Annotated in this window: 23 protein-coding genes; 10 read left to right on the top strand and 13 right to left on the bottom strand. The window is 69.9% G+C overall.

Translation table 11 applies throughout. The features are described 5' to 3' along the window. The first annotated feature begins 3 nt into the window (after positions 1-3). The 3 genes from K340_RS33540 (at position 4) to K340_RS36180 (ending at position 5,271) form a co-directional block, all read left to right on the top strand. The gene (locus K340_RS33540; protein WP_051267690.1) at positions 4-1,608 is read left to right on the top strand and encodes a sensor histidine kinase; all 1,605 of its coding nucleotides are present in this window, start codon (positions 4-6) and stop codon (positions 1,606-1,608) included. Between the two features lie 466 nt (positions 1,609-2,074). Then, positions 2,075-3,355 (top strand): PhoH family protein, encoded by a 1,281-nt coding sequence (locus K340_RS0126035; protein WP_029138841.1) that lies wholly within the window; start codon positions 2,075-2,077, stop codon positions 3,353-3,355. A gap of 119 nt (positions 3,356-3,474) precedes the next feature. Further along, complete coding sequence (locus K340_RS36180; protein WP_154674494.1) at positions 3,475-5,271, top strand: hypothetical protein; 1,797 nt, start codon at positions 3,475-3,477, stop codon at positions 5,269-5,271. Between the two features lie 179 nt (positions 5,272-5,450). Here the strand turns inward: K340_RS36180 and K340_RS0126025 are convergent, their stop codons facing one another. Next, positions 5,451-6,911, bottom strand: a complete 1,461-nt coding sequence (locus K340_RS0126025) for a class II fumarate hydratase (RefSeq protein WP_051267709.1) — start codon at positions 6,909-6,911, stop codon at positions 5,451-5,453. Between the two features lie 109 nt (positions 6,912-7,020). On the opposite strand from K340_RS0126025, the gene K340_RS0126020 reads away from it, so the two are divergent. Further along, positions 7,021-7,710 (top strand): DUF4245 domain-containing protein, encoded by a 690-nt coding sequence (locus K340_RS0126020; RefSeq protein WP_154674493.1) that lies wholly within the window; start codon positions 7,021-7,023, stop codon positions 7,708-7,710. A gap of 60 nt (positions 7,711-7,770) precedes the next feature. On the opposite strand, the gene K340_RS0126015 is transcribed toward K340_RS0126020, so the two are convergent. The 4 genes from K340_RS0126015 to K340_RS0126000 form a co-directional block, all read right to left on the bottom strand. Then, positions 7,771-8,043, bottom strand: a complete 273-nt coding sequence (locus tag K340_RS0126015; RefSeq protein WP_029138837.1) for an exodeoxyribonuclease VII small subunit — start codon at positions 8,041-8,043, stop codon at positions 7,771-7,773. Further along, a complete protein-coding gene (xseA, locus tag K340_RS33535) occupies positions 8,040-9,317 on the bottom strand; it encodes an exodeoxyribonuclease VII large subunit (RefSeq protein WP_037366895.1) in 1,278 nt (425 codons plus the stop codon). Before xseA ends, K340_RS0126015 begins: the two co-directional genes overlap by 4 nt. Next, the gene (locus tag K340_RS0126005) at positions 9,314-10,015 is read right to left on the bottom strand and encodes a lipid droplet-associated protein (RefSeq protein WP_029138836.1); all 702 of its coding nucleotides are present in this window, start codon (positions 10,013-10,015) and stop codon (positions 9,314-9,316) included. Before K340_RS0126005 ends, xseA begins: the two co-directional genes overlap by 4 nt. A gap of 62 nt (positions 10,016-10,077) precedes the next feature. Then, positions 10,078-10,503, bottom strand: coding sequence for a TIGR03667 family PPOX class F420-dependent oxidoreductase (locus K340_RS0126000; RefSeq protein ID WP_051267689.1), 426 nt, complete (start codon positions 10,501-10,503; stop codon positions 10,078-10,080). Positions 10,504-10,617: 114 nt separating this feature from the next. Here K340_RS0126000 and K340_RS0125995 point away from each other — a divergent pair, with 114 nt between their 5' ends. Then, complete coding sequence (locus K340_RS0125995) at positions 10,618-11,577, top strand: 4-hydroxy-3-methylbut-2-enyl diphosphate reductase (protein WP_029138834.1); 960 nt, start codon at positions 10,618-10,620, stop codon at positions 11,575-11,577. Positions 11,578-11,612: 35 nt separating this feature from the next. Here the strand turns inward: K340_RS0125995 and zwf are convergent, their stop codons facing one another. The 6 genes from zwf to K340_RS0125965 all read right to left on the bottom strand — a co-directional run bounded on the left by zwf (position 11,613) and on the right by K340_RS0125965 (position 17,925). Further along, entirely contained in the window at positions 11,613-13,106 is a 1,494-nt protein-coding gene (gene zwf, locus K340_RS0125990; protein WP_029138833.1) for a glucose-6-phosphate dehydrogenase, read from the bottom strand. A 36-nt stretch (positions 13,107-13,142) separates the two neighbouring features. Beyond that, complete coding sequence (locus tag K340_RS0125985) at positions 13,143-13,583, bottom strand: DUF6542 domain-containing protein (protein ID WP_154674491.1); 441 nt, start codon at positions 13,581-13,583, stop codon at positions 13,143-13,145. Positions 13,584-13,628: 45 nt separating this feature from the next. Continuing rightward, positions 13,629-14,717, bottom strand: a complete 1,089-nt coding sequence (locus K340_RS33530; RefSeq protein WP_051267688.1) for a DNA recombination protein RmuC — start codon at positions 14,715-14,717, stop codon at positions 13,629-13,631. Between the two features lie 203 nt (positions 14,718-14,920). After that, positions 14,921-15,712: an inositol monophosphatase family protein gene (locus tag K340_RS0125975; protein ID WP_029138831.1), complete on the bottom strand. Its 792-nt coding sequence runs from the start codon at positions 15,710-15,712 to the stop codon at positions 14,921-14,923. A gap of 33 nt (positions 15,713-15,745) precedes the next feature. After that, the gene (locus tag K340_RS0125970) at positions 15,746-16,402 is read right to left on the bottom strand and encodes a methylated-DNA--[protein]-cysteine S-methyltransferase (RefSeq protein WP_084615041.1); all 657 of its coding nucleotides are present in this window, start codon (positions 16,400-16,402) and stop codon (positions 15,746-15,748) included. Then, positions 16,399-17,925 (bottom strand): AlkA N-terminal domain-containing protein, encoded by a 1,527-nt coding sequence (locus K340_RS0125965; RefSeq protein ID WP_029138829.1) that lies wholly within the window; start codon positions 17,923-17,925, stop codon positions 16,399-16,401. Before K340_RS0125965 ends, K340_RS0125970 begins: the two co-directional genes overlap by 4 nt. A 75-nt stretch (positions 17,926-18,000) precedes the next feature. Here K340_RS0125965 and K340_RS33525 point away from each other — a divergent pair, with 75 nt between their 5' ends. Both K340_RS33525 and ychF read left to right on the top strand, forming a co-directional pair. Continuing rightward, positions 18,001-18,717, top strand: coding sequence for a class I SAM-dependent methyltransferase (locus K340_RS33525; protein ID WP_051267687.1), 717 nt, complete (start codon positions 18,001-18,003; stop codon positions 18,715-18,717). Positions 18,718-18,759: 42 nt separating this feature from the next. Then, on the top strand, positions 18,760-19,839 hold the full coding sequence (gene ychF / locus K340_RS0125955; protein WP_029138828.1) for a redox-regulated ATPase YchF: 1,080 nt from the start codon (positions 18,760-18,762) through the stop codon (positions 19,837-19,839). An 84-nt stretch (positions 19,840-19,923) separates the two neighbouring features. On the opposite strand, the gene K340_RS0125950 is transcribed toward ychF, so the two are convergent. Beyond that, positions 19,924-20,217, bottom strand: coding sequence for a DUF4287 domain-containing protein (locus tag K340_RS0125950; protein WP_029138827.1), 294 nt, complete (start codon positions 20,215-20,217; stop codon positions 19,924-19,926). A gap of 64 nt (positions 20,218-20,281) precedes the next feature. On the opposite strand from K340_RS0125950, the gene K340_RS33520 reads away from it, so the two are divergent. Together K340_RS33520 and K340_RS0125940 are read left to right on the top strand one after the other, a co-directional pair. Continuing rightward, positions 20,282-20,905 (top strand): TetR/AcrR family transcriptional regulator, encoded by a 624-nt coding sequence (locus K340_RS33520; protein WP_051267686.1) that lies wholly within the window; start codon positions 20,282-20,284, stop codon positions 20,903-20,905. Positions 20,906-21,110: 205 nt separating this feature from the next. Continuing rightward, the gene (locus K340_RS0125940) at positions 21,111-21,659 is read left to right on the top strand and encodes a GNAT family N-acetyltransferase (RefSeq protein ID WP_029138826.1); all 549 of its coding nucleotides are present in this window, start codon (positions 21,111-21,113) and stop codon (positions 21,657-21,659) included. Between the two features lie 157 nt (positions 21,660-21,816). On the opposite strand, the gene K340_RS0125935 is transcribed toward K340_RS0125940, so the two are convergent. Further along, complete coding sequence (locus K340_RS0125935; protein ID WP_154674490.1) at positions 21,817-22,410, bottom strand: hypothetical protein; 594 nt, start codon at positions 22,408-22,410, stop codon at positions 21,817-21,819. 133 nt (positions 22,411-22,543) lie between these two features. On the opposite strand from K340_RS0125935, the gene K340_RS0125930 reads away from it, so the two are divergent. After that, positions 22,544-22,996 carry a MarR family winged helix-turn-helix transcriptional regulator gene (locus K340_RS0125930; protein ID WP_029138824.1) on the top strand — a complete coding sequence of 151 codons (453 nt, stop codon included), beginning with the start codon at positions 22,544-22,546 and terminating at the stop codon, positions 22,994-22,996. The last annotated feature ends 58 nt before the right edge of the window (positions 22,997-23,054 follow it).

Raw genomic sequence — 23,054 nt, 5'->3', positions numbered from 1 at the left:
CGAATGACGACGTACCAACCACAGCGCCGCCGCTGGAGCCTGCGGGCGAGGCTGATCGCCCTGGTGCTCGCGGTCGCCGCGCTGGCGTTGGGCGCGGTGGATGTGCTGCTGCCGATGAACCTGCGCTCATCGATGATGGACGAGAAGAAGGCCGGTCTGCAGCGGGCGATCGATTCGATGGGTCCGCGCGCCAGTAGCGAGGGACTCTCACAGCTCAGCGCGTCCAGTGCCCTGCGCGGCGACATCGGCTGGTCCTCGGTCGACGCCCAGGGCAAGACCCTGGTCGTGGTCAGGGTGCTCAGTGACGCCGACGCCAATCCGGCGATCCCGGCGAAGCCGTCCAGCGCGGAGCCGGCGACCGTCGCGGACAATAGCAACGAGTCCGTCAGTTACCTGATCCTTGCCTCGTCGATTCCGTACAAGGACCTCAACGGCGACAGTGTTCGGTTGGTGGCGTGGACGCCGTTGGCCGATGTCGATTCGACGATGGGCCAGCTGATCTTCACCGAGCTGCTGATCACCGCCGGCCTGCTGCTGCTGCTCGGCGCGACGTCCAGCGTCATCATCCGGCGCGAACTCAAACCGCTGGAGGCGATGGCCACCGCGGCCGACGACATCGCCGGCGGTGACCTGGATCGACGGGTCTACCCGGGCGACGCCGGAACCGAGGTCGGTCGGCTCGGGCTGGCCTTCAACGGCATGCTGGACGGCATCTCCGAGCTGATCGCCGAACGCGAGCGCAGTGAGGAACGGCTGCGGCAGTTCCTGGCCGACGCGTCGCACGAGCTGCGTACCCCGGTCGCCGCGGTGCGCGGCTACACCGACCTGTACAAGGCCGGCGCCCTGCCCGACGAGGCTGCGGTCGCCCGTGCGATGGAGCGGATGGGCTTCGAGGCGGTCCGGATGGGCGCGCTGGTCGGTGACCTGCTGACGCTGATCCAGGCGGACGCCGAGAAGGGCGAGCGGCACGAGCCGGTGAACGTGGCCGAGCTGCTGGCCGGGGTGGTGGACGACGCCGCGGTGATCGACCGGACCCGGCAGTGGCGGCTGGTCGGGACCGACGGGGTGACGGCGCTGGTCTACGGCGACCGGCTCCGGCTGCATCAGCTGTTCGCCAATCTGCTGGCCAACATCCGTACCCACACCGAACCGGGGACCGTCGCCACCGTCTCGCTCTCGCTGTCGGCGTCCGAGGTAGCGATCGCGGTGAGCGACAACGGGCCCGGGGTCAGCGATGCCGACCTGCCGAAGCTCTTCGACCGGTTCTACCGGGTCGACGCCTCGCGCAGCAGGGAGAAGGGCGGCACCGGGCTCGGGTTGTCCATCGTGGCGGCCATCGTCCGCAGTCACCGCGGCCGGATCATGGCATCGCACACCCCCGGTGGCGGGCTGACCACCGTCATCGTGCTGCCCAGGTGGTTGCCGCAACCGACGATCAGCGTGGTCGACACGTCAGCCCCGAAGACCGGGCCGACGCCGCTACCGCCGACCACCGGGCCGATCCCTTCGCTGACCAAGACGCCACCGGTCGGTCAGCTGTCCGCCGGCAAGAACGGCGGGGACGGCTCCGACCGGGCTGACGCCACCGCCCTGGACCGGAACCCCTGATCTTCACCTTTCGGGGTGCGTGTCGTCATCGTCGCGACCCCCGACCGGCGGTACCGTCCGAATCGCGGGACGTGGGGAAGCGGACCGCGCGGAGGCCCTTGAGATGACAGAGCGGAACGTGGCGGCGGAACTGCCGCGCTGCGCTGTGTTCGGAAGGGGGCCGGTTCCGGACCCCCACGGGCGGTTGCGCCGGTAGTTCACGGAGCAGCCGTCCGCCTGGTCCGCCGGCCGACTCGAGCACCGAATGTGGGCGTGCGGTACCCACGCCCACCAGGGAGCCACCGTGGCAACACGCCGCACGTCCGCCGACACCTCCGCCCTCGCCGCTACCGACAGCTCGACCAAGACCCCGCGTCGTCCCAGCACCCGCGGCACTTCGGATCCATCGACCACCCGCCGCCGCTCCACCCGTAGCACCACCGGCACCGGCGCCGACCAGCCGGACGCCGTTCGGCACAAGACCTACGTGATCGACACCTCGGTACTGCTCTCGGACCCGTGGGCGGTCGGCAAGTTCGCCGAACACGATGTCGTCCTTCCACTCGTGGTGATCGGTGAGCTGGAGGCGAAGAGGCACCATCCCGAGCTCGGATACTTTGCCCGGCAGGCACTTCGGCTGCTGGATGACCTGCGGATCGAGCACGGACGGCTGGACAGTCCGGTGCCGGTCGGCGAGCACGGCGGCACCCTTCATGTCGAGCTGAACCACACGGATCCGACGGTGCTGCCGGCGGGATTCCGCAACGACACCAACGATTCCCGGATCCTGGCCTGCTCGCTGAACCTGCGGGCCGAGGGGGCCGACGTCACCCTCGTCTCCAAGGACATGCCGTTGCGGGTCAAGGCATCCGCGGTCGGACTGGCCGCTGACGAGTACCGGGCGCAGGACATCCTGCCGTCCGGCTGGACCGGCATGGAGACGATCGAGGAGTCCACCAGCGAGCACGTCGACGCGCTCTATGCGGCCGGCCTGGTCGATCTCGACGCGGCCCGCGAGCTGCCGTGCAACACCGGGGTGAAGCTGGTGGGGCCCACCGGTTCTGCCCTCGGACGGGTGACGCCCGGCAAGCAGTTGCGGCTGGTCCGCGGCGAGAAAGAGGCGTTCGGGCTGCGCGGCCGGTCGGCCGAGCAGCGGATCGCGCTCGACCTGCTGATGGACGACGAGGTCGGCATCGTCTCGCTCGGCGGCCGGGCCGGCACCGGCAAGTCCGCGCTGGCGCTGTGTGCCGGACTCGAGTTGGTGATGGAGCGCCGCGCGCACCGCAAGGTGGTGGTGTTCCGGCCGCTGTATGCCGTCGGCGGCCAGGAACTCGGCTACCTGCCGGGCAGCGAGGGGGAGAAGATGGGCCCCTGGGCGCAAGCCGTGTTCGACACGCTGTCGGCGATCGCCTCGCCGCCGGTGATCGAGGAGGTGATCGCCCGCGGCATGCTCGAAGTGCTACCGCTGACCCACATCCGGGGCCGATCGCTGCACGACTCGTTCGTGATCGTCGACGAGGCGCAGTCGCTGGAGCGCAACGTGCTGCTCACCGTGCTGTCCCGGCTCGGTACCAATTCGCGGGTAGTGCTGACCCACGACGTGGCCCAGCGGGACAACCTGCGGGTCGGCCGGCACGACGGGGTGGCGGCGGTGATCGAGGCGCTCAAGGGCCACCCGCTGTTCGCCCACGTCACGCTGACCCGCTCGGAGCGGTCGCCGATCGCCGCGCTGGTCACCGAGATGCTGGAGTTGCCGGACATGACCTGAGCGGCTTCCCGGGACCGGCGGGCCCGGCCATGGACAATGATCGGAGCCACCGGCGGTAGCGGAACCCTCCGGGAGTTCCGCGATCACCGGCCACCGACAGTTCGACCGAGAGGGGCACCATGCCCGCGCGCCAGCACGGAATGCCGCGACGATGGGCGGTGGCCGGTGTTCCGTTGCTGCTCACCGGGCTGGTGATCGGTGCTCTCACCTTCGGCGCCGACGCGCCGGAGGCTGCCGCCCGACCTGCGGCAGCGGCGCAGGCGGCGTACGTGCCCGAGGCCGCGCCGGCGGCGTTGCTGCTGGCGCCCACCACAGTGCAGAAGGGGAAGCTGACGGTCACCGTCGACCCGGCAACGGCGATCGGTGCGACGGAGGCCGCAGTCAACGTCAGCGGTAAGGGTTTCGACACCGCCGAGGACCTGTGGGTGGCGATCTGCCAGGCCGACGGCAAGGCACCGAAGGATCTGTCCGGGTGCCTCGGCGGTGCCATCCCGGACGACAACGCGACGACTTCGTGGGGCGTCGTCACCGACAACGCCGATGACGTGCCGCCCGGTCCGGTGCCGGCCAAGTGGTCCGGCGACGGATTCAGCCTGACCCTGCAGGTCGCGGCGGCCGACGACGGTGCCGACTGCGTCACCGGAAAGTGCTCGGTCTACGTCCGGTCGGCCGGGGACTCCCGGGCCGAGGACGTCGCGGTGCCGATCGCCTTCGCCGCGCCGACCACCGACCCCACCACCACCTCGACGACGACCAGTGAGCCGACCACCAGCACCTCCGAAAGCACCACCTCCAGCCAGGAACCCACCACCTCGAGCAGCCCGAGTCCGGTGCCGACCACCGTGCAGGCCCAGAGTGTGCTGCTGACCGACGTGGAACAGGGCCGGGAACAGGTGGTGGTGTTCACCGGGTTCGAGCCGCGGGAGGTCGCCGCCGTCACGCTGAGCGGGAACCGGGTGACCCTGCCGAACGTGCGCGCCGATGCCGCCGGCTCGGTCCGGGTGGCCTGGACCGTGCCGAAGGACTTCCCGGTTGGTGGCTACACCCTGCGGGTGGAGGGCCAGACCTCGCTGCGGGTCGGCGAGGCCGGCTTCACGGTGGTCGCCGCGGCCGTGCCGACCACCGCGTCCGCAGCGGTCAGCACGCCGTCGCCCACCACTTCGGCGCCACCGACCACTTCGGCGCCGACCGCGACCTCGGCACCGGCCACCTCCTCGGTGGCATCGTCCCCGGTCAGCTCGTCGGCTTCGGAGTCGTCATTGGCTCCCGCGACCACCTCGTCGGCGATCGGCGCACCGGACAGGGGTAGCTCGGGGACCCCGTGGTGGTTGTGGATCACGCTGGCCGTGGTGCTGCTGGTCGGTCTGGTGGTGGCCGCGGTGGCAATGGGTCGCCGGCGGCGCGAGGAGTCCGACGCCGAACGTGCCCAGCGGGAGGCCGAACTGGCCGCCGCCGCCGATGCCGAGGCGATGCGTCATCCGAATGCTGCGCCGGGCCCGGTGCCGCCGCCGGCAGGCTTCGACGAGCATCCGGACCGGCCGATCCTGTTCTCCCACCGCCAGGCCGAGAACTACTCGCCGCCGACAGAGGTGATCGGTGACCCGAATGCCCCGACCGAGATGATCGGGCCGGCCGGCGAACAGCAGCCTGGCCGGCACTCTGCCCCCGAGCCGCCTGGCACCCAGCAATTCGACCCGTTCGCCGACGAGGACGTCCCGCCGGCGCCACCCGCCGGCCCCGGAACGCAGCAATTCGACCCGTTCGCCGACGACCCAGCGGCCGGGACCGGCGTCGATCGGCCGGACGGTGCCGGCGACGGTGGTGACGCCGACAACGGTGACGACAACCGTGACGACAACGGCGGTGACGACAACGGCGGTGACGACACCACCCAGTGGCGCCCGCCGAGCCGGTAGCCGCCGCGAGGCTGCGGTTGGTCAACGGGGCGCCCTGCCGGCCGGCGGGGGCGGACGCTCCGAGTCGGTGGGTCCGGATACGTAGGCGCCCCGGCGGCGGGGACGAACGCTCCGAGTCGGAGGGTCTGGTGACGCGCGTCAGGGCTGGGTTGTCAGGGGCGCGTCATCAGGGTGGGTCATCAGGGATGCGTCATCGACAGCACGTCGAGGGCGGCGTCGAGCTGGTCGGCGGTCAGCGTGCCGGCTTCGACATGGCCGCGTTCGAGCACGACGGCCTTGATCGTCTTGCCTTCCTTGAGCGCCTGCTTGGCGACCGAGGCGGCTTGTTCGTAGCCGATGTACTTGTTCAGCGGGGTGACGATCGACGGGCTGGACTCGGCGTAGGCCAGGCAGCGGTCGACGTCGGCCTCGATGCCGTCGATGCACCGCTGCGCCAACAGCACGGAAACGTTGCTCAGCAGGCGGATCGACTCGAGCAGGTTCTGCGCGATCACCGGCAGCATCACGTTGAGCTCGAAGTTGCCCTGGGTACCGGCGAAGGCGATGGCCGCGTCGTTGCCGATCACCTGGGCGCAGACCTGCAGGGTGGCCTCCGGCAGCACCGGGTTCACCTTGCCGGGCATGATCGAGCTGCCCGGCTGTAGATCCGGCAGGTGGATCTCCGAAAGCCCCGCCCGCGGACCCGATCCCATCCAGCGGATGTCGTTGCAGATCTTCACCAGGCCGACGGCGATGGTCCGCAGTTGGCCGGACGTCTCCACCAGGGAATCCATCGCGCCCTGCGCCTCGAAGTGGTTGCGGGCCTCGGTGAACGGCAGGCCGGTGGCCTGCGCCAACTCGGCGATCACCGCGGCCGCGAACCCGGGCGGAGTGTTGATGCCGGTGCCGACGGCGGTGCCGCCCAACGGCAGCTCGGCCAGCCGGGGGAGTGCGGCGTTGAGTCGTTCGACGCCGTAGCGGACCTGGGCGGCGTACCCGCCGAATTCCTGGCCGAGCGTCACCGGCGTCGCGTCCATCAGGTGGGTGCGGCCCGACTTGACCACCGTTGCCCACTCGGTCGCCTTGTTCGCCAGCGACGCTGCCAACACCTCCAATGCCGGGATCAGTTCGCGGACAACGGCTTCGGTGGCCGCCACGTGGATCGAGGTGGGGAAGACATCGTTGGACGACTGGGAGGCATTGACGTGATCGTTCGGGTGGATCTTGCGACCCAGCGCCTCGGTGGCCAGCGTCCCGAGCACCTCGTTGGTGTTCATGTTGGAGCTGGTGCCGGATCCGGTCTGGAACACATCGATCGGGAAGTCCGCGTCGTGCGCACCACCGGCGACGGCGGCAGCCGCGGTGGCGATGGCGGCGGCCGTCTCGGCCTCGACGACGCCGAGTTGGGCGTTGATCTTGGCGGCCGCCGACTTGACCAGCGCGAGCGCGCGGATCTGTCCGCGCTCCAGGCCGCGGCCGGAGATCGGGAAGTTCTCCACCGCACGCTGGGTCTGCGCCTGGTACTTGGCGTTCTTCGGGACCCGGACCTCGCCCATCGTGTCGTGCTCGACGCGGTACTCGCCGTCGGTCGCGGTGGGAGTGTCGGCAGCGGTGGTCGCCGCGCTGTTCGCGTCGGTCGCCACGTCGTTGTGATCAGCCATGAGCCAACGGTATCCGGCCGGGTGATCGGGCCGGAAGTCGACGGCGCCCGAGGTGCGCACTCTCACAGGGCGGGACGGGGTGGGCCGGCCGGCGTGGGAGGATGGAACCGTGGCGGACGCGGTGACGAACCAGGCAGAACCGGGTGACGGGGCAGGGCACCGTCAGCCCGGAGCGGTCGGGGCCGATCCGAGCACCGCGACGGTGACCGTCACGACGCCGGTGGTGCTCAGCCCGGAAGTGGCCCGCAAGCGCGACAAGACCTTCCGGGACATGTTGCTGTCGGTCGGGCTGATCGCGGTCGTTGTGCTGTTGTTCGTCGGCCTCAACGGCGGCTTCACCTTCTCGCCGGGGCACCCTGACGATTCGGCGCCGGCGCCCACCGCCGATGCGGTCGGCGAGTTCGCCAAGGCGAACAGGATGGTGCCGTTCAAGCCGGCGGTGCCGAAGGATCTGCCCGGCGACTGGCACGCCAACAGTGCGGCGATCACCAACCCCGACACCGTCGCGCAGGGCACCCCACTGTCCGTCCGCGGCGGGTGGCTCACCCCGGGTGGCGCGTTCATCGCGCTGGTCGCGACGAACGCCGAGCCGTCCGCCCTGTTGCGATCCGAGTTCGACCAGGCGTCCACCGATGCCGGCACGGTCAAGGCCGGTGACGCCGACTGGACGGTGACCACCGGCGTCCGTTCCGAGGTCGCCTGGTACCGAACCGCGGCTGACGGGATCACCTACCTGATCACCGGCAACGCCGACGAGCTCGCCTTCCGGGCGCTCGCGGCTTCGATCGCCGGCGCCTGACCTTCGTCATCGGCGTTTCCGGCGTCCTTGCGGGCCCGGACGGTGAGCCGTGACGAATGGTCAGTCGTCGGCCTCGGCGAGGGCCGTGTCGACGCGCTTGCGGGCGCCGTCCAGGAACGCCGTGCACTGCTTGGCCAACTGCTCGCCGCGCTCCCAGAGGGTGAGCGATTCCTCCAGGCTGAGCCCGCCGGATTCCAGCTTCGTCACCACCTTCGCCAGTTCGTCCCTGGCGTGCTCGTAGTTCGCCGCGGTGTCCGGCGCCTGGTCGCCGGCGCCACCTGGTTCGGTGCCGGCCGCGGTCGCCGGGTCCTCGGGGGCCTTCTTGCCACTCATGCTGGGTCCTCCAGTTCGGGTCCGGTACTTGTTGCCGCAAAGGCGCCGTCGGCCACCCTGATCCGCAGCGACGTTCCCGCGGGAACGTCTTTCACGCTGTGCACGACCGCGCCGGTCCGGCCGCCTGCCTGCACCACCGCATAGCCGCGGGCCAGGGTGGCTGCCGGACCGAGCACCGCGAGTTGCGCCCTGCGGTGTGCCAGATCGCGATCGACCCGCTCCAGGGTCTGCCCGATCACCCGGCGGCTCCGCTCGACGAGCCGGCCGACGTCGTCCTCCCGGGCCCGAATCGGCCCGTACGGATCGGCGAGCACCGCGGCGGAGGTGAGCCGGTCGAGTCGTGCGCGCTCGGTGCTCACCCAGCCGACCAGCGCCCGCCTGGCCCGGTGTCGCAGTTGCTCGACCCGGTCGTGTTCGGCGGCGGCGTCCGGAACGATCTTCTTGCCGGCGTCGGTCGGGGTGGAGCAGCGCAGGTCGGCGACGTCGTCCAGGATCGGATGGTCGGGTTCGTGGCCGATCGCGGAGACGACCGGGGTCCGGCAGCCGGCGACGGCGCGGCACAGCGCCTCGTCGGAGAACGGCAGCAGGTCTTCGACGCTGCCGCCGCCGCGGGCGATCACGATCACCTCCACCTGCGGGTCGTTCTCCAGCCGCAGCAGGGCCTCGAGAATCTGCGGGACCGCCTGATTGCCTTGCACCACAGTGTGTTCCACGGTGAACCGGGCGGCCGGCCAGCGATGCCGGGCGTTCACCACGACGTCCTTCTCGGCGGCCGAGTCGCGGCCGGTGATCAGCCCGATCCGGCGGGGCAGGAACGGCAGCGGGCGTTTGCGGGCAGCCGCGCTGAGCCCTTCGGCGGCCAGCAGCTGACGCAGCCGCTCCAGCCTGGCCAGCAGCTCACCCAGGCCCACCGGGTGCATGGCATCGACCCGGAACGACAGCGAGCCCCTGGCCGGCCAGTAGTCGAACTTGCCGTGCACCACCACCCGTTCCCCGTCGGTCGGCGGGGTCGGCAGGGCGGCGATCACCGAACGGTGGCAGGTCAACTGCAACGACATCTCGACCGCCGGGTCGCGCAGGGTGAGGAACGCGGTGCTGGCGCCCGGCCGCAGGTTCAGCTGGGCGATCTGGCCCTCCACCCAGGCGGCGGGCGCTCGGCCGATGTACTCGACCATCCGCTGGGCCAGCGCCCGCACGGGCCACGGGTTCTCCCTGGTGGTGTCGCCGGCCCTGGCCGGCGGCCCGGCCGGGCGGTCGGCCGCCGGCGCGGTCACCGGTGCTGCAGGGTGACGATGCGGTTGCCGAGCAGGGTGACCATCGCCGGCCGGTTGCCGCCCGCCTTCTCGTGCTCAAGTAGCCGGCGGACCTGCTCGACATCCAGGTGCCGCAGGTGCCCGCGGACCTGGGCCATGGTCATCGAGTCGTACCCGGGCAGCGGCTGATCGTCGGCAGCGGCGTCTGACGTGGCGCCGGCGGACGTGGCGCCGGCGGGCGTGGCGCCGGCGGACGTGGCGCCGTCTGACGTGGCGCCGTCTGACGTGGCAGCGGCGGGTCTGCTCGTGGTGCCCGAACCACCCGCGGTGGCCGACCCACTCGCGGTGCGTGACGCTCCCGCTGCGGTGGCGTCAGCGGCGGTGGCGTCAGCGGCGGTGGCGTCAGCTGCGGTGGCGTCAGCTGCGGTGGCGTCAGCTGCGGTGTCGTCAGCCGAAGAGCCTGGCAGGTCCGGTTCCTCGTCGTCGAAGTGCGCCCAGGCCGGGTGTTCCTCGGGTTCCGGCTCGCGCTGGAGCAGCTCGTCGCCGCGGATCGCCAGGTCGACGAACTGCTGCCGCAGCTGCAGGCCGGCCTTGGTGACGTGACCGGCGATCTCCACCCCGATGGTCGGCAGGTTCTCCGGAAGCCCGCGGAGGGTGTCGAGACCTGTCGACACCAGGCCGGCGGCCACCCGGACCGGGAACGGCAGAGAATTCGGCATGACACCAGACTGCCGCATCCCCGGCCCGGGTGCGATCGAAGGGGGTGTGCCGGTCGGCACGGTCAGGCCCGCAGCCGCGTCGGGGTGACGATCAGCGGCACCGAGAACTTCTCGGCGAACCGGTCGACGGTGCCGAAGATCGCGGCGATCCGCTCCAGGTACTTCCGGACGAATGCCGGATTCTGGTCGGCCGGTGGAACGTCGGTGGCCCGCGCGGCCGTGCCGTCGATCCGGACGATGTCCCGGCCCAGATCGGTCACGTCCAACCCGATCGTCACCTTCGGGTTGTGCTCGAGGTTGCGGAGCTTGGCCTTGCCGGCCTCGCTGTAGATCAGGATGCTGCGGTCCTCGCGCACCAGGAACCACACCGGGACGCTGACCGGCTGCCCGCCGGGGGTGACGGTGCTCAACCAGGCCATCAGGTTGTTGTCCAGCCGCGCGCGGACATGCTCCCGACGCGCTGGTTCGAGCGAAGAGGTGAGATCCACGGCACAACCTTCCGGGTCGACGTGGCGCCGAGGCTGCCGGTGCCAGGGCGCAAACGATACGGCCGGGTGCCGACAGCGGTCGGCGGCTCCCAACAGGTGCCTACCATGGGGATCATGACCGAACCGACCCGACGCGTCCTGCTCGCCCGCCCGCGCGGCTACTGCGCCGGGGTGGACCGCGCCGTGGTGACCGTGGAGAAGGCGCTGGAGACCTACGGCGCCCCGGTCTACGTCCGCAAGCAGATCGTGCACAACAAGCATGTGGTGGCGACGCTGGAGAAGCGTGGCGCGGTTTTCGTCGAGGAGACCGCCGAGGTTCCGGAGGGTGCGCTGGTGGTGTTCTCCGCGCACGGGGTCTCGCCGGCGGTGCACACCGAGGCCGCGGAGCGGAACCTGCAGGTGATCGACGCCACCTGCCCGCTGGTCACCAAGGTGCACAAGGAGGCCAACCGGTACGCCGGCGACGACTACGACATCCTGCTGATCGGTCACACCGGTCATGAGGAGGTCGAGGGCACCTACGGCGAGGAGCCGGACTCGATCCAGGTGGTGAACAGCGCCGCCGATGTCGACGCCGTGCAGGTCAGGGACCCGGAGAAGGTGGTGTGGTTGAGTCAGACCACGCTGTCGGTGGACGAGACGCTGGAGACCGTCGATCTGCTGCGCCAGCGGTTCCCGCTGCTGACCTCACCGCCCAGCGACGACATCTGCTACGCCACCCAGAACCGGCAGGAAGTGGTCAAGCAGATCGCCGGCGACTGCGACCTGGTGCTGGTGGTCGGCTCCCGCAACTCGTCCAACTCGGTGCGGCTGGTCGAGGTGGCGTTGGACGCCGGCGCGAGCGCCGCGCACCTGGTCGACTACGCCTCCGAGATCGACCCGACCTGGCTCAACGGGGTCGGCACCGTAGGGGTGACGTCCGGCGCCTCGGTCCCGGAGGATCTGGTCGACGGGGTACTGGAATGGTTGGCCGGCAACGGCTTCGGTGACGTCGAAGAGATCACCGCGGCCACCGAGACGCTCACCTTCTCGCTGCCGAAGGAGCTGCGCAGCAAGCCGGTACCGCGGGGCTGACGACCTCGCCGACTGGTGCGGCCACCCCGCCGCGCCTACAGCTTCTCCCGCCAGGCCCGTTCGAACGGCAGCCGCCAGGCGTTCGGTGCGATCAGCTGGTGGATGGCGTTCGGCCCCCAGGTCCCGGGCGGGTAGACCTTGGCCGGCGGAGGATCCGTGAGCAGCGGCTCGGACAGCTGCCACAGCGATTCGATGCCCTCGGCGGTGTTGAACAGGGTGTGATCGCCCCGCATCGCATCCAGGATCAGCCGCTCGTAGGCCTCGAGCACGTCGCCCGCCGACGCGGTTTCCTGGGTGGAGAACTGCATCGACAGCTTCTCCAGATGCATGCCGGGACCCGGCCGCTTGCCGTAGAACGACAGCGACACCTTCGAGGCGTCGGCCAGGTCGAAGGTCAGGTGGTCCGGTCCCTCCGAACCGACGCCGGAACCGGCCGGGAACATCGTCCGCGGCGCTTCCTTGAATGCGATCGAGATGATCCGCTGTCCCTCGGCCATCTTCTTGCCGGTACGCAGGTAGAACGGCACGCCGGCCCAGCGCCAGTTGTCCACACCGACCTTGAGGGCGATGAACGTCTCGGTATCGGAGTCCGATGCCACCCCGGTCTCCGTGCGGTAGCCGGCGTACTGGCCACGGACGGCGTCGGCGGGGTGGATCGGCAGCATCGACCGGAAGACCTTGTTCTTCTCCTCGCTGATCGCCCGCGGCTCCAGCGCGGTCGGCGGTTCCATCGCGACGAAGGCCATCACCTGCATCAGGTGGGTGACGACCATGTCCTTGTAGGCGCCGGTGGCTTCGTAGAAGTTCGCCCGCTGGTCGAGTCCGAGGGTTTCCGGGATGTCGATCTGCACGTGATCGATGAAGTTGCGGTTCCAGATCGGCTCGAACAGGCCGTTGGCGAACCGGAAGGCCAGAATGTTCTGCGCGGCCTCCTTGCCCAGAAAGTGGTCGATCCGGAAGACCTGCGACTCGTGGAACGTGCGGTGCACGAAGTTGTTCAGCGTGATGGCGCTGGCCAGGTCGGTCCCGAACGGTTTCTCCATCACCACCCGCGAGTGATCGACCAGGTCGGACTCCCGCAGCATGGTGATCACCGCCTCGGCGGCCTTCGGGGGCACCGACAGGTAGTGCAGCCGGCGGACGCCGGTGCCGAGTTCGGTCTCGGCGGCGGTGACGGCGGCCTTCAGCGCCTCCGGCCCGGCCGCCTGCGGTACGTAGCTGAGTCGCTCGGCGAACCTGGCCCACTTCTGCTCGTCGAACGCATGGGTGCCGAAGTCCTCCGCGGCGGTACGGGCCAGCGCGCGGAACTCGTCGTCGGACAGCTCTTCGAGCGAGGTGCCGACCACTCGGATGTCCGGAGCGAGTTTGGACTCGTCCAGATGGGCAAGGCCCGGCAGCAACTTGCGTTTGGCGAGGTCACCGGTGGCGCCGAAGAGCACGATGACGTGCGGCGGCAGCGCCTCCTGATCACGCCGGTACGGGTGGGCGCCGGGAGCCGGGTAGGCGATGGTCTGTGCTGGAGTGGACACGACCGAATGATGACACGGATCGGTCCGGCGGGCGGGTCAGGCGGAGCGACGGGGCCGGGTCGGCTCGGCGACCATCCGCAGCAGACCGAGCAGGATCGCGAGGCCGGTGCCGACGCACATCAACGGGAACGTCTTCACCACGTTGACGCCGGCGAAGACGCTGTCCAGGCCGGCGAACATCCGTCCGCCGACGAGGACCACCACGGCGAGCACCAGCGGCGGCTGCACCATCGTGGTGAACACCGCGTGCCGTCGGACCACCAGCACGGCGAGCCCGCAGCCGGCCAGGAAGCACACCCACAGGGCGGCCGGCACGCCGTCGGAGAAATCGTTCCCGCCGATCATCAGGCCGATGGCGGTGACCAGCAGCGCCAACAGCACCGCCCCGTACCAGGGGACGCCGGGCATCGAGGGCACAACGGAGGCGTGAGCACGGGTGGTCGTCACCCCGGTCGGCCGGGCAGCAGTCGTCGTCACTCCACCACGGTAGCGGTCCGCGAGCCCGGCGGCGATCACATCGCGTCACCCAGAGCGACGCAAAGGGAGGTCGCGGACCGGCTCGGCCACCGTTCTGGCGGCGGTGTCGACCTGGTCCGGTTGCTCAAGGGGATCGGTCGCGGCGCCGAGATCGGTGAATCGGCGAGCGCTCACCAGCACCCGTGACTCGTAGGACCGGATAGCCGAGTTGTACGACTCGACGGATCGCTGCAGGTTCGATCCGACCCGTCCCAGGTGCTCGGACAACACCACCAGCCGGCCGTGCAGCTCCCGGCCGAGAGCATGCACCTGTTCGGCCGAGGTCGACAGCCGCTCCGCCCGCCAGGTGAACGCGATGGTCCGCAACAGCGCGATCAAGGTGCTCGGGGTGGCGATCACCACTTGCCGGGAGAAGGCGTACTCGGTCAGGCTCGGATCCTGCGTCATGGCGGCATCCAGCAACGGTTCGCCGGGGACGAACATCACCACGAACTCCGGCGCCGGCTGGAAGTGCCGCCAGTACGCCTTGGCCGCCAGGGCGTCGACGTGGGCGCGCAGTGCCCTGGCGTGCTCGCGCATCGCCGCGGCCCGGTGCCGTTCGTCGTCGGTGTCCAGCGCCGCGAGCCAGGCTTGGAACGGGACCTTCGCGTCGACCGGGATGTGCCGGCCGCCGGCCAGCCGGATCACCATGTCCGGCCTGGCGCCGGCCGCGGCCGGATCGTCGCCACCGCCGGCGAAACTCGTCTGGGTGTCGAAATCGCAGTGCTGCACCATGCCGGCCAGCTCGACGATCCGCTGCAGCTGCACCTCGCCCCAACGGCCGCGGACCGTCGGTGCGCGGAGCGCGCCGACCAGCGATCGGGTCTGCTGACCGAGCTCGGCCGAGCTGCGGTGGAGGGCCGCGACCTGCTCGTGCAGGCCGGCGTAGCTGCCGGCCCGTTCGCGTTCCACCCGGTGCAGCTCGGACTCCACCCGCTGCAGGGCGTCGGCGGCCGGGCCGAGGACGGCGGTGACGGCGCCGATCGGGTCGACGGAGTCGGTGGCCCTGGCGCGGCCGAGCCGGATCCCGATGATCACACCGCCGGACAGGCCGATGGCCAGCAGCAGTGCCCCCACGAGCAACGAGTTGTTCATGCCACCAAGGATGACGAGGGGTACCGACAGCGATGCGGACCTGACGGCATGGCGTGTCGCTGCCGTGCGGCGCGGAGGGGTGGCGGGAGGCCGCCGAGACGTCGCAAAGGTCGCGCGAAGTGGGCGGATGGGCCGCGGGAGGCCGCCGAGACGTCGCAAAGGACCACCGACGACGCTGACGATCACCCGCGACCCGGGCCAGCTCAGCTGGCGAGCAGCCGCTCGGTGAGGTCCGTTACCGCCGCTGCGTTGCCGGCCAGGTGCCAGCGTCGGCCGCGGTGCTCGATCACGTCCGTCCGGCCGCCGGCCGCCTCGACCAGCGCCTTGCCCGGCAGCCAGTCCCAGTCCGGACAGGAATGCTGGGCCCAGGCGCCGATCCGACCGCCGGCCACCCCGGCCAGATCCACCGATCCGGATCCGAGGATTCGCGGTGCCGCCGATCCGGAGACCAGCGCGAGGAACGGCGCGAGTGCGTCATCGTTGGTCATGGTGCCCGGGTTCACATAGGTGGCCAGGCTGACCTGATCCAGCGCGCGGTCGATCAGCGGGACAACAGGTTCGCCATTGCAGCTGGTCGGATGCCCCGGACCACCGAGCCAGAGCTCGCCGGCCGTCGGTTGGTACACGGCGCCCAGTGCCACGGTGCCGGCGTCGGTCAAGGCCAGAGCACTGCACCAGTAGGCCAGTCCGGACAGGAAGTTGTAGGTACCGTCGACCGGGTCGATCACCCAGGTCCGGCCGGAACTGCCCTGATGGCTGGCGCCCTCCTCGCCCAGGATGCTGTCGTCGGGTCGCGCCCGGCGCAGCGATTCCAGGACGTATTTCTCGGCGGCATGATCGGCGGCCGTCACCACGTCCGACACCGACGTCTTCCGGAACCCTTCCAGTCCACCGGCCCGCATCTGCGCGGCCAGCTTTCCGGCCTCGGTGACCAAGGTGGCAGCGAGATCGAGGTCGGACAGGGACGGGTCGATGTCGAGCGGGTCGGCGGCCATGGCCGTCAGCCTAGGGCGACGTGGATTCGGCGGTCAGGCTGCCTCGTGGTCCAGCAACCACCGCTTGGCCGGCAGGCCCCAGCGGAACCCGCCCAACGTTCCGTCGGTCCGCAGCACCCGGTGGCACGGCACGAACAACGCCGCGGCGTTGGCCGCGCAGGCACCGGCCGCCGCCCGCACCGCGGCCGGTCGGCCGGCCAATTCGGCGTAGCGGGTGTAGGTGACGGGCTCGCCGGCCCGGACCGTCCGCAGCACGTCCCAGGCATGCGAGCGGAATTGCCCCGAGGTCTGACGGACCGGCACCGCGTCGATCGCGGTGAGATCGCCGTCGTGGTAGGCGATCACCGCTTCGGTGATGCCGTCGATCGCCTCGACCGTGGTGATGGCTGACGGCCGGAGCGCGGCGGCGACCTGGGGGAGAAGCGCCGCCAGATCATCGGTCCAGCCGGAGGCCAGAACGGTTGCCGCGCCCGCTGTCCCGCCCGCAACCTCCGCGATGACGGTGAACGGCCCGATCGGGGTGGCGACGGTCGCGGCCAGCGCGGTCGACGGCGCTGGTGCCAACGACGCGGTGACGGACGACGCGGTGACGGACGACGCGGTGACGGACGGCGCGGTGACGGACGACGCGGTGACGGACGGCGCGGCGGTGGCCGGCAGGGCGGCGGACTGTGTCGCAACGGTTCTCATCGGTTCTCCATAAGATCGGTGACCGGCGGGGTGGTTGCCGACCGGGGGCGGTCGGGTGCTGCCCGCCACAAGTGCATGCCGGCGTACGAGCGGAACGGGCTCCATCGCCTGCCGTGCTCGTCAAGTGATCGAGGCGTCGTCGGCAGCCCGAGTGCACCAGCACCGTTGCGCAGCACCAGGTCGCCGGTGAGCAGGACGTCCGGATCACCCAGCACCCGCATCGCGACATAGCCGGCGGTCCATGGTCCGATGCCTTGCCGGGCAACGAGTTCGGCCGTCAATTCCGAGGTTCGACGGCCCGGATCGACGCGGAGCTCGCCGGTGGCCATGGCGGCCGCTGCCTCGGCGATGGTGTACGCCCGGCGGCGTGGTCCGCCGATCGTCTCGGGGCCGAGAGCCGCGATCGCCGCCGGGCTCGGGAACAACAGCCGGATCTCCGGATCCGGCGAGGGCACCCGTTCGTCGGCGAGCACGGCCAGCTTGCCGCAGGCCGTGCGTGCCGCGGCGACCGAAACTTGTTGTCCGAGTAGCGCTCTGAACAGAATCTCGGGTCCGTCGACGGCTCCGGGCAGTCGCAATCCCGGGACGCTGTCGATGGCCGGTGCGAGCTCCGGGTCACCGCTCAGCGCGGCATCGATCCCGGCCGGGTCGGCATCGGCGTCCAACAGCCGGCGGCAGCGGTCGACAGCCGGTGCCAGATCGGCGAGCTCGGTCAGGGTCAGCTCGGTGTCGACGGCCGCCGTCGGCCCCGGTCCGGCGACGTCCGGCGGGAAGGTGAGCCGGACGACGCCGACCCCGGCCGGAAGTCGCAGGCTGCGTGAGTAGGTTCTCCCGCGGATCGACTCCACGCCGGGGACTGCCCGCGCCGCAAGGAATTCCAGCAGCGCGGTGGCGGCGAACGGTGCCCTGACGGGAAGTCGCAGCCGGATGGTGCCGGCCGGCGTCGTGGTCGGGCTGCCGATCGCCCTGAGCCCACTCGGATCGAGGTCGAACACCTCGCGGAGGGTGTCGTTGAACTGCCGGATGGAGGCGAACCCGGCGGCGAACGCGACGTCCGAGATGGGCATCCGGGTCGAGGTGAGCAGCATCCTGGCGGTGTGGGCCCGGCGAGCCCTGGCCAACGCCAGCGGGGCGGCGCCGACCTCGGTGACGAGCAGTCGGCCGAGGTGCCGGGGGGTGTAGCCGAGCCGGCGGGCCAGCCCTGGCACCCCCTCACGATCGACGACACCGTCGCCGATCAGCCGCATCGCGGCGCCCACCGTGTCGGCGCGCAGGTTCCATTCCGGCGATCCGGGTGCGGCGTCCGGCAGGCATCGTTTGCAGGCCCGGAAGCCGGCCGCCTGGGCGGCCGCCGACGTCGGGTAGAACTCGACATTGCGGCGGTGCGGAGTGCGCGCCGGACAACCCGGCCGACAGTAGATCCGGGTGGTCCGGACAGCGGTGAAGAACTGCCCGTCGAACCGGGTGTCCCTGGTCTCGACAGCCCGGTAGGCGGCTTCCGGATCGTTGATCACCCGCTCCACTCTGCCAACGTACCGACCGCCGCGCTAGCGGAATTCGGACACGGCCGTCGATGGGTCCGTGCCAGACTGGGCGGCGTGACCCGGACACCGCCGAACCCGACAGGGCAGACGTCAGACCCGACCGACCGGACGCCGCCCACCCGCTGGGAACAGCAGTGGGCCGAGCAGCCCGAGCGCTGGCAGTCGTATGCCGACAAGTTCGCTACCTACTACGCCGATGGCACCGACATGGACGGTGAGGCCCGGTTCGTCGACATGCTCGCGGCCCGCGATTCGGTGGTGTTGGATGCCGGGTGCGGGACCGGCCGGGTGGCCGCCGGACTGGCGGCCCGCGGCCACCGGGCGATCGGGGTGGACAAGGACGCCGGCCTGGTACGGATCGGCATCGAGCGGTACCCGCTGGTGCCGTTGCTGGTCGCCGATCTGGCCGACCTGGCCGCCGACGCCTTTGCCGGAGCGGGTGTGGCCCCGCCGTTCGACTTGATCGTCAGCGCCGGGAACGTGATGGTCTACGCCGCGTCCGGCACCGAACCGCGGATCCTGACGAACCTGGATGCGCTGTTGGCGCCCGGCGGCCGGGCCGTTTTCGGCTTCGCGACCGATCGCGACTACACCGTTGATGCGTTGGATGCGGACTCGGCCGCGGTCGGCTGGCTCGGTGAGCACCGGTTCGCCACCTGGCACCTGGATCCGTACGCCGGAGATTCGGACTGGGCCGTCAGCGTCTTCCGCAAGCCCGGTCGGCGGCCGGAACCGACGGGTCCGGACGGTCGCTGGGCGCCGAAGGGCTAGCGCGGTGCGCCCAGCCGCCGTGACCACCTAGACTCGGAGCCCGTGAGTCTCACCCTCGGAATCGTCGGGCTGCCCAACGTCGGCAAGTCCACCCTGTTCAACGCCCTGACCCGGGCCGATGTGCTGGCGGCCAACTATCCGTTCGCGACCATCGAGCCGAACGTCGGCGTGGTGCCGCTGCCCGATCCGCGGCTGGACCAGCTGGCCGAGATCTTCGGCTCGACCAAGACGGTTCCGGCAGTGGTGTCGTTCGTCGACATCGCCGGCATCGTGAAGGGCGCCAGCGAAGGTGCCGGGCTGGGCAACAAGTTCCTGGCAAACATTCGTGAGGCGGATGCGATCTGCCAGGTGGTCCGGGTCTTCAGCGATGACGACGTGGTGCACGTCGACGGGCGGATCGACCCGATGTCGGACATCGAGACGGTGAACACCGAGCTGATCCTGGCCGACCTGCAGACCCTGGAGAAGGCGATCCCGCGGCTGGAGAAGGAGGCCCGCAACGCCAAGGAGCGCAAGCCGGTACTGGAGGCTGCGCAGGCCGCGGAGAAGATCCTGAACGACGGGCGCACCCTGTTCTCGGCCAAATCCGAGGTGGAAACTCCGCTGCTGCGGGAACTTTCGCTGATGACGACGAAGCCGTTCCTGTACGTCTTCAACTCCGACGAGCGGGCGCTGACCGACGAGGCCAGCAAGGAGGCGCTGCGCAAGGTGGTTGCCCCGGCCGACGCGGTGTTCCTGGACGCTCAGGTCGAGTCCGAGCTGCTGGAGCTGGACGAGGAGTCGGCGCTGGAGCTGCTGCAGTCGGTCGGGCAGCACGAGCCCGGGCTGCATGCGTTGGCCCGCGCGGGTTTTCACACTCTTGGGCTGCAGACCTACCTGACCGCCGGCCCGAAGGAATCCCGGGCCTGGACCATCCACCAAGGCGATACCGCGCCGCAGGCCGCCGGGGTGATTCACACCGACTTCGAGAAGGGTTTCATCAAGGCCGAGGTGGTCTCCTTCGACGACCTGGTCGCTGCCGGTTCGATGGCGGCGGCCAAGGCCGCCGGCAAGGTCCGGATCGAGGGCAAGGACTACGTGATGCATGACGGCGACGTGGTGGAGTTCCGCTTCAACGTGTAGCGGGCTTGCGGTAGTGGCGGCTCCGACATCTCCCACGGCGAAGTGAATTCTCCCGGACCCGAACCGGCCTCCGGGCTGAGGACCTCAACCGGTGGGCTTCGTCGCCACGCCGTCCAGCCAGAGCGTCTCCGACTCGTCGCGGTGCACGCCGTCGGTCCCGACGTGCTTGGTGTCGATCGTCGGGCCCTTCTGGATGACGTGCACCAGTGCCATGCCGTGGCCCCGGCCGAGGTCGTAGTCGTCCTTCAGCCAGCTGAGAATGTCGCCCGCTTTCACGCCCGGAGCGTCGAACCCCTTCTGCTGCGCGATGTCCACCAGCTGGCGGGGCGTCATACCCGTCTTCTTCTCGATGGTGTCCAAGTATGCCTGGAACGACACGGGTGCTCCTTGAGTATCGTGGGTACCGATCGGTACCCACGGTTCAGAGTACTGTTCAGTACTGATGGACGGCAAACCGGACTCCCCGATCTCGCCCGAGAAGCGTGAACAGATCCTCGGCGACGCCCTCGAAGTCTTCGTGGCCAATGGGTACGTAGGCACCAGCACCGACCAGCTCGCCGCCGCGGCGGCGGTCTCCAAACAGACTCTGTACCGCGCATTCGGCGACAAACAAGGTCTGTTCGCCGCGCTGATCCAGGTGGAGTGCGATCGCATCCACGACCCGTTCGCCCCGTTGGTCGACGGCATGCACCACGCCGCCACCGCACAGGAAGCGGTGCGCAGTCTCGCCGAGCAATTCGCCGGCCCGATCATGTCGTCGCGGATCCAGCAGCTCCGCCGGCTGGTGATCGCCGAGGCTGCGCGGTTCCCGGAACTGGGCGAGCTGTACTGGGAGCGCGGCTTCCTACGGGTGCTCGACTCGGTTGCGCGCTGCCTCGCGGTGCTCGACGAGCGGTCATTGTTGCGGGTGTCCGACCCTGCGGTCGCGGCGCAACAACTGGCCGGGATGTTGCTCTGGATCCCCAGTAATCGCACGATGTTCGCCGGCGCGTCGCGGTCCGTCAGCGCGGCGGAGGTGACGGCCGGCGTCGATGCCTTCCTGCGTTCGTTTGCTGTGACCGCGTGAGAAGCGCGCCGTCGATCGAACCTCGGATCCAGCCAGTGGCGGTGCGCAGGCCACGTCAGGTGAGGTCCGCGGAGTTGCTCGACGACCTCGATCTGGCGGAGGATCGGGTGGCAGGTCAGATTGCTCGCGCCCCCTGGAAAGGTGGCGTGAGCGCGTGCATCGACGGTGCGGCTGGAGGGTTTTTCCGGCGTGCGATCATGCCGTCATGAGTCTCCCGACCCCGACCTTGGAAACCGAACGACTTCGGTTGCGTCCCTTCGGAGCTGCCGACGCCGACGACCTCTTCGCCTTGCAGAGCGACGCTCATGTGTTGCGCTACTGGGACTCTCCACCGTGGACGGACCGGGCGTCGGTGGCGCGTTTCATGGCCGGATGCCAGCAGATGGCGGAAGAAGGCAGCGGTGCGCGGGTAGCGGTCGAGCGCCGGTCCGACGGTGTCTTCGTCGGCTGGGGCACCTTCAACAGTTGGAACCCCGACTTTCGGAGTGCCTCCCTCGGCTACTGCTTCGACCGGGCGGCGTGGGGTCACGGCTATGCGACGGAGGCCGCACACGTCCTGCTCGCGTGGGCGTTCGGTGCGCTGGACCTCAACCGGGTTCAGGCCGAGACCGATACCCGGAATGTGGCATCGGCCCGTGTGCTCGAGAAGCTCGGCTTCCAGCGCGAGGGAACGTTGCGCGAGGACTGCATCGTCAACGGTGATGTGTCCGACTCCTGGGTGTACGGCCTGCTGCGACGCGACTGGACGGGTTGATTTCGCCGGCCTCGCGCAGATGTCTGGAGCCGCACCGCGCCAGACAGCGCGTGCTCGCCTCTGGGGGGACGGAGGAGGACGAGGGTTCGAGCCCGTCAATCGGCGTGCGGCCCTGGGCGAGCCGTGACGACGGCGATCGAGCCGGCGACCCGCTGAATCATTCCCAAGGCAGATGGGTGGTCACTGGCGTGGGAGCGGGCAGCGACTGATTCGCCGCGAATCGCCTGACTACTGCGGGTGTTTCGCCGATCTGCAGCGCGGATGCACGGTCGTCGATGCGGACGGTGACGAAGGAACCTTCGAGGGGGACAACGTCGGGGACGGCGATCTCGTGGACGCCTGGAGCGAGCTCGGCGTCGACGAGAGCCATTGACCGAACGATGGGCTCCGGAGGCACGATCTCGGCCCAGACCCCCTCGACCGTGACCGGGCAGGCCTCGAACAGAGTCAGCCGGAGCACCCGGCTTCCGGGGTCGTATTCGATGCCGTCTGCCGTTCCGCGGAAGAACTGCTCGACCTGGGCCACCAGTAGCGGCGGGAGCCCGCCCAAGCCCTGGAGCAGCGAGATCTGCGGATTGACTGTCGGGATCTGGCCGCGCAGCCACTCCTTCGTCTCTGCTGGGACCATGCCGCCCAGGAGCACCAGATCGACCTCGCGAAGGTCGTAGTCGTCGAGCGCCTGATCGAACCGGTTGCTCGCGTTGGCCCCGTATCCGCGGTCGCGCAGCATCGCGACGGTGTCGACGAGCACAGACGTGCTGCGTCCGAGGATGAGCACTCGCTTCTTCTGTCGGGACATGTCCACTCCATGTTGGTTGAACCAATGTTGGTTCCGCCAACATAGCTCATCGTTGGCGGCACCAACATCCGATGAGGCTGGTGGGATGCGAGAGCACGTCAGTCCTGCCCGGACCCCGGACCGGCTCAAGGAGCGTCCGACCTGGTTGTTGAATCGGGCCGCCGGTCGCGCGTCCGCTCTCCTTGCGTCAGGGTTCGCGGAGCGCGGGGACGGGCTGCGCGGATATCACTACCGACTTCTCGCCTCGCTGGAACAGTGGGGGCCGGTTGCCCAAGCCGACCTCGGTCGTGACGCAGGCATCGATCGCAGCGACGTGACCACCGCGCTGGTCGAGCTCGAGGCGCGCGAATTGGTGACTCGAACGGTCGACCCGACTCATCGTCGGCGCAAGATCGTGAGCATCACATCGTCCGGGTCCACGTCTCTGCGCAGGTTGGATGCTGTGCTGGACGACATTCAGCGGGAGGTTCTCGCTCCGCTGTCTGCTGCGCAACGCAAACAGTTCGTGTCGATGATGGCGCGGCTCGCGGACCAGTAGTCGCCGGTGGCGCAGCGAGCGATCCGGACAATGTGATGCACGACGGCGACGTGGTGGA

The sequence above is a fragment of the Nakamurella lactea DSM 19367 genome (genome assembly GCF_000426645.1).
GTDB lineage: Bacteria > Actinomycetota > Actinomycetes > Mycobacteriales > Nakamurellaceae > Nakamurella > Nakamurella lactea.
The sequence above is the reverse complement of the archived record's forward strand: the minus strand, read 5'-3'. Positions and strand labels throughout refer to the sequence as shown.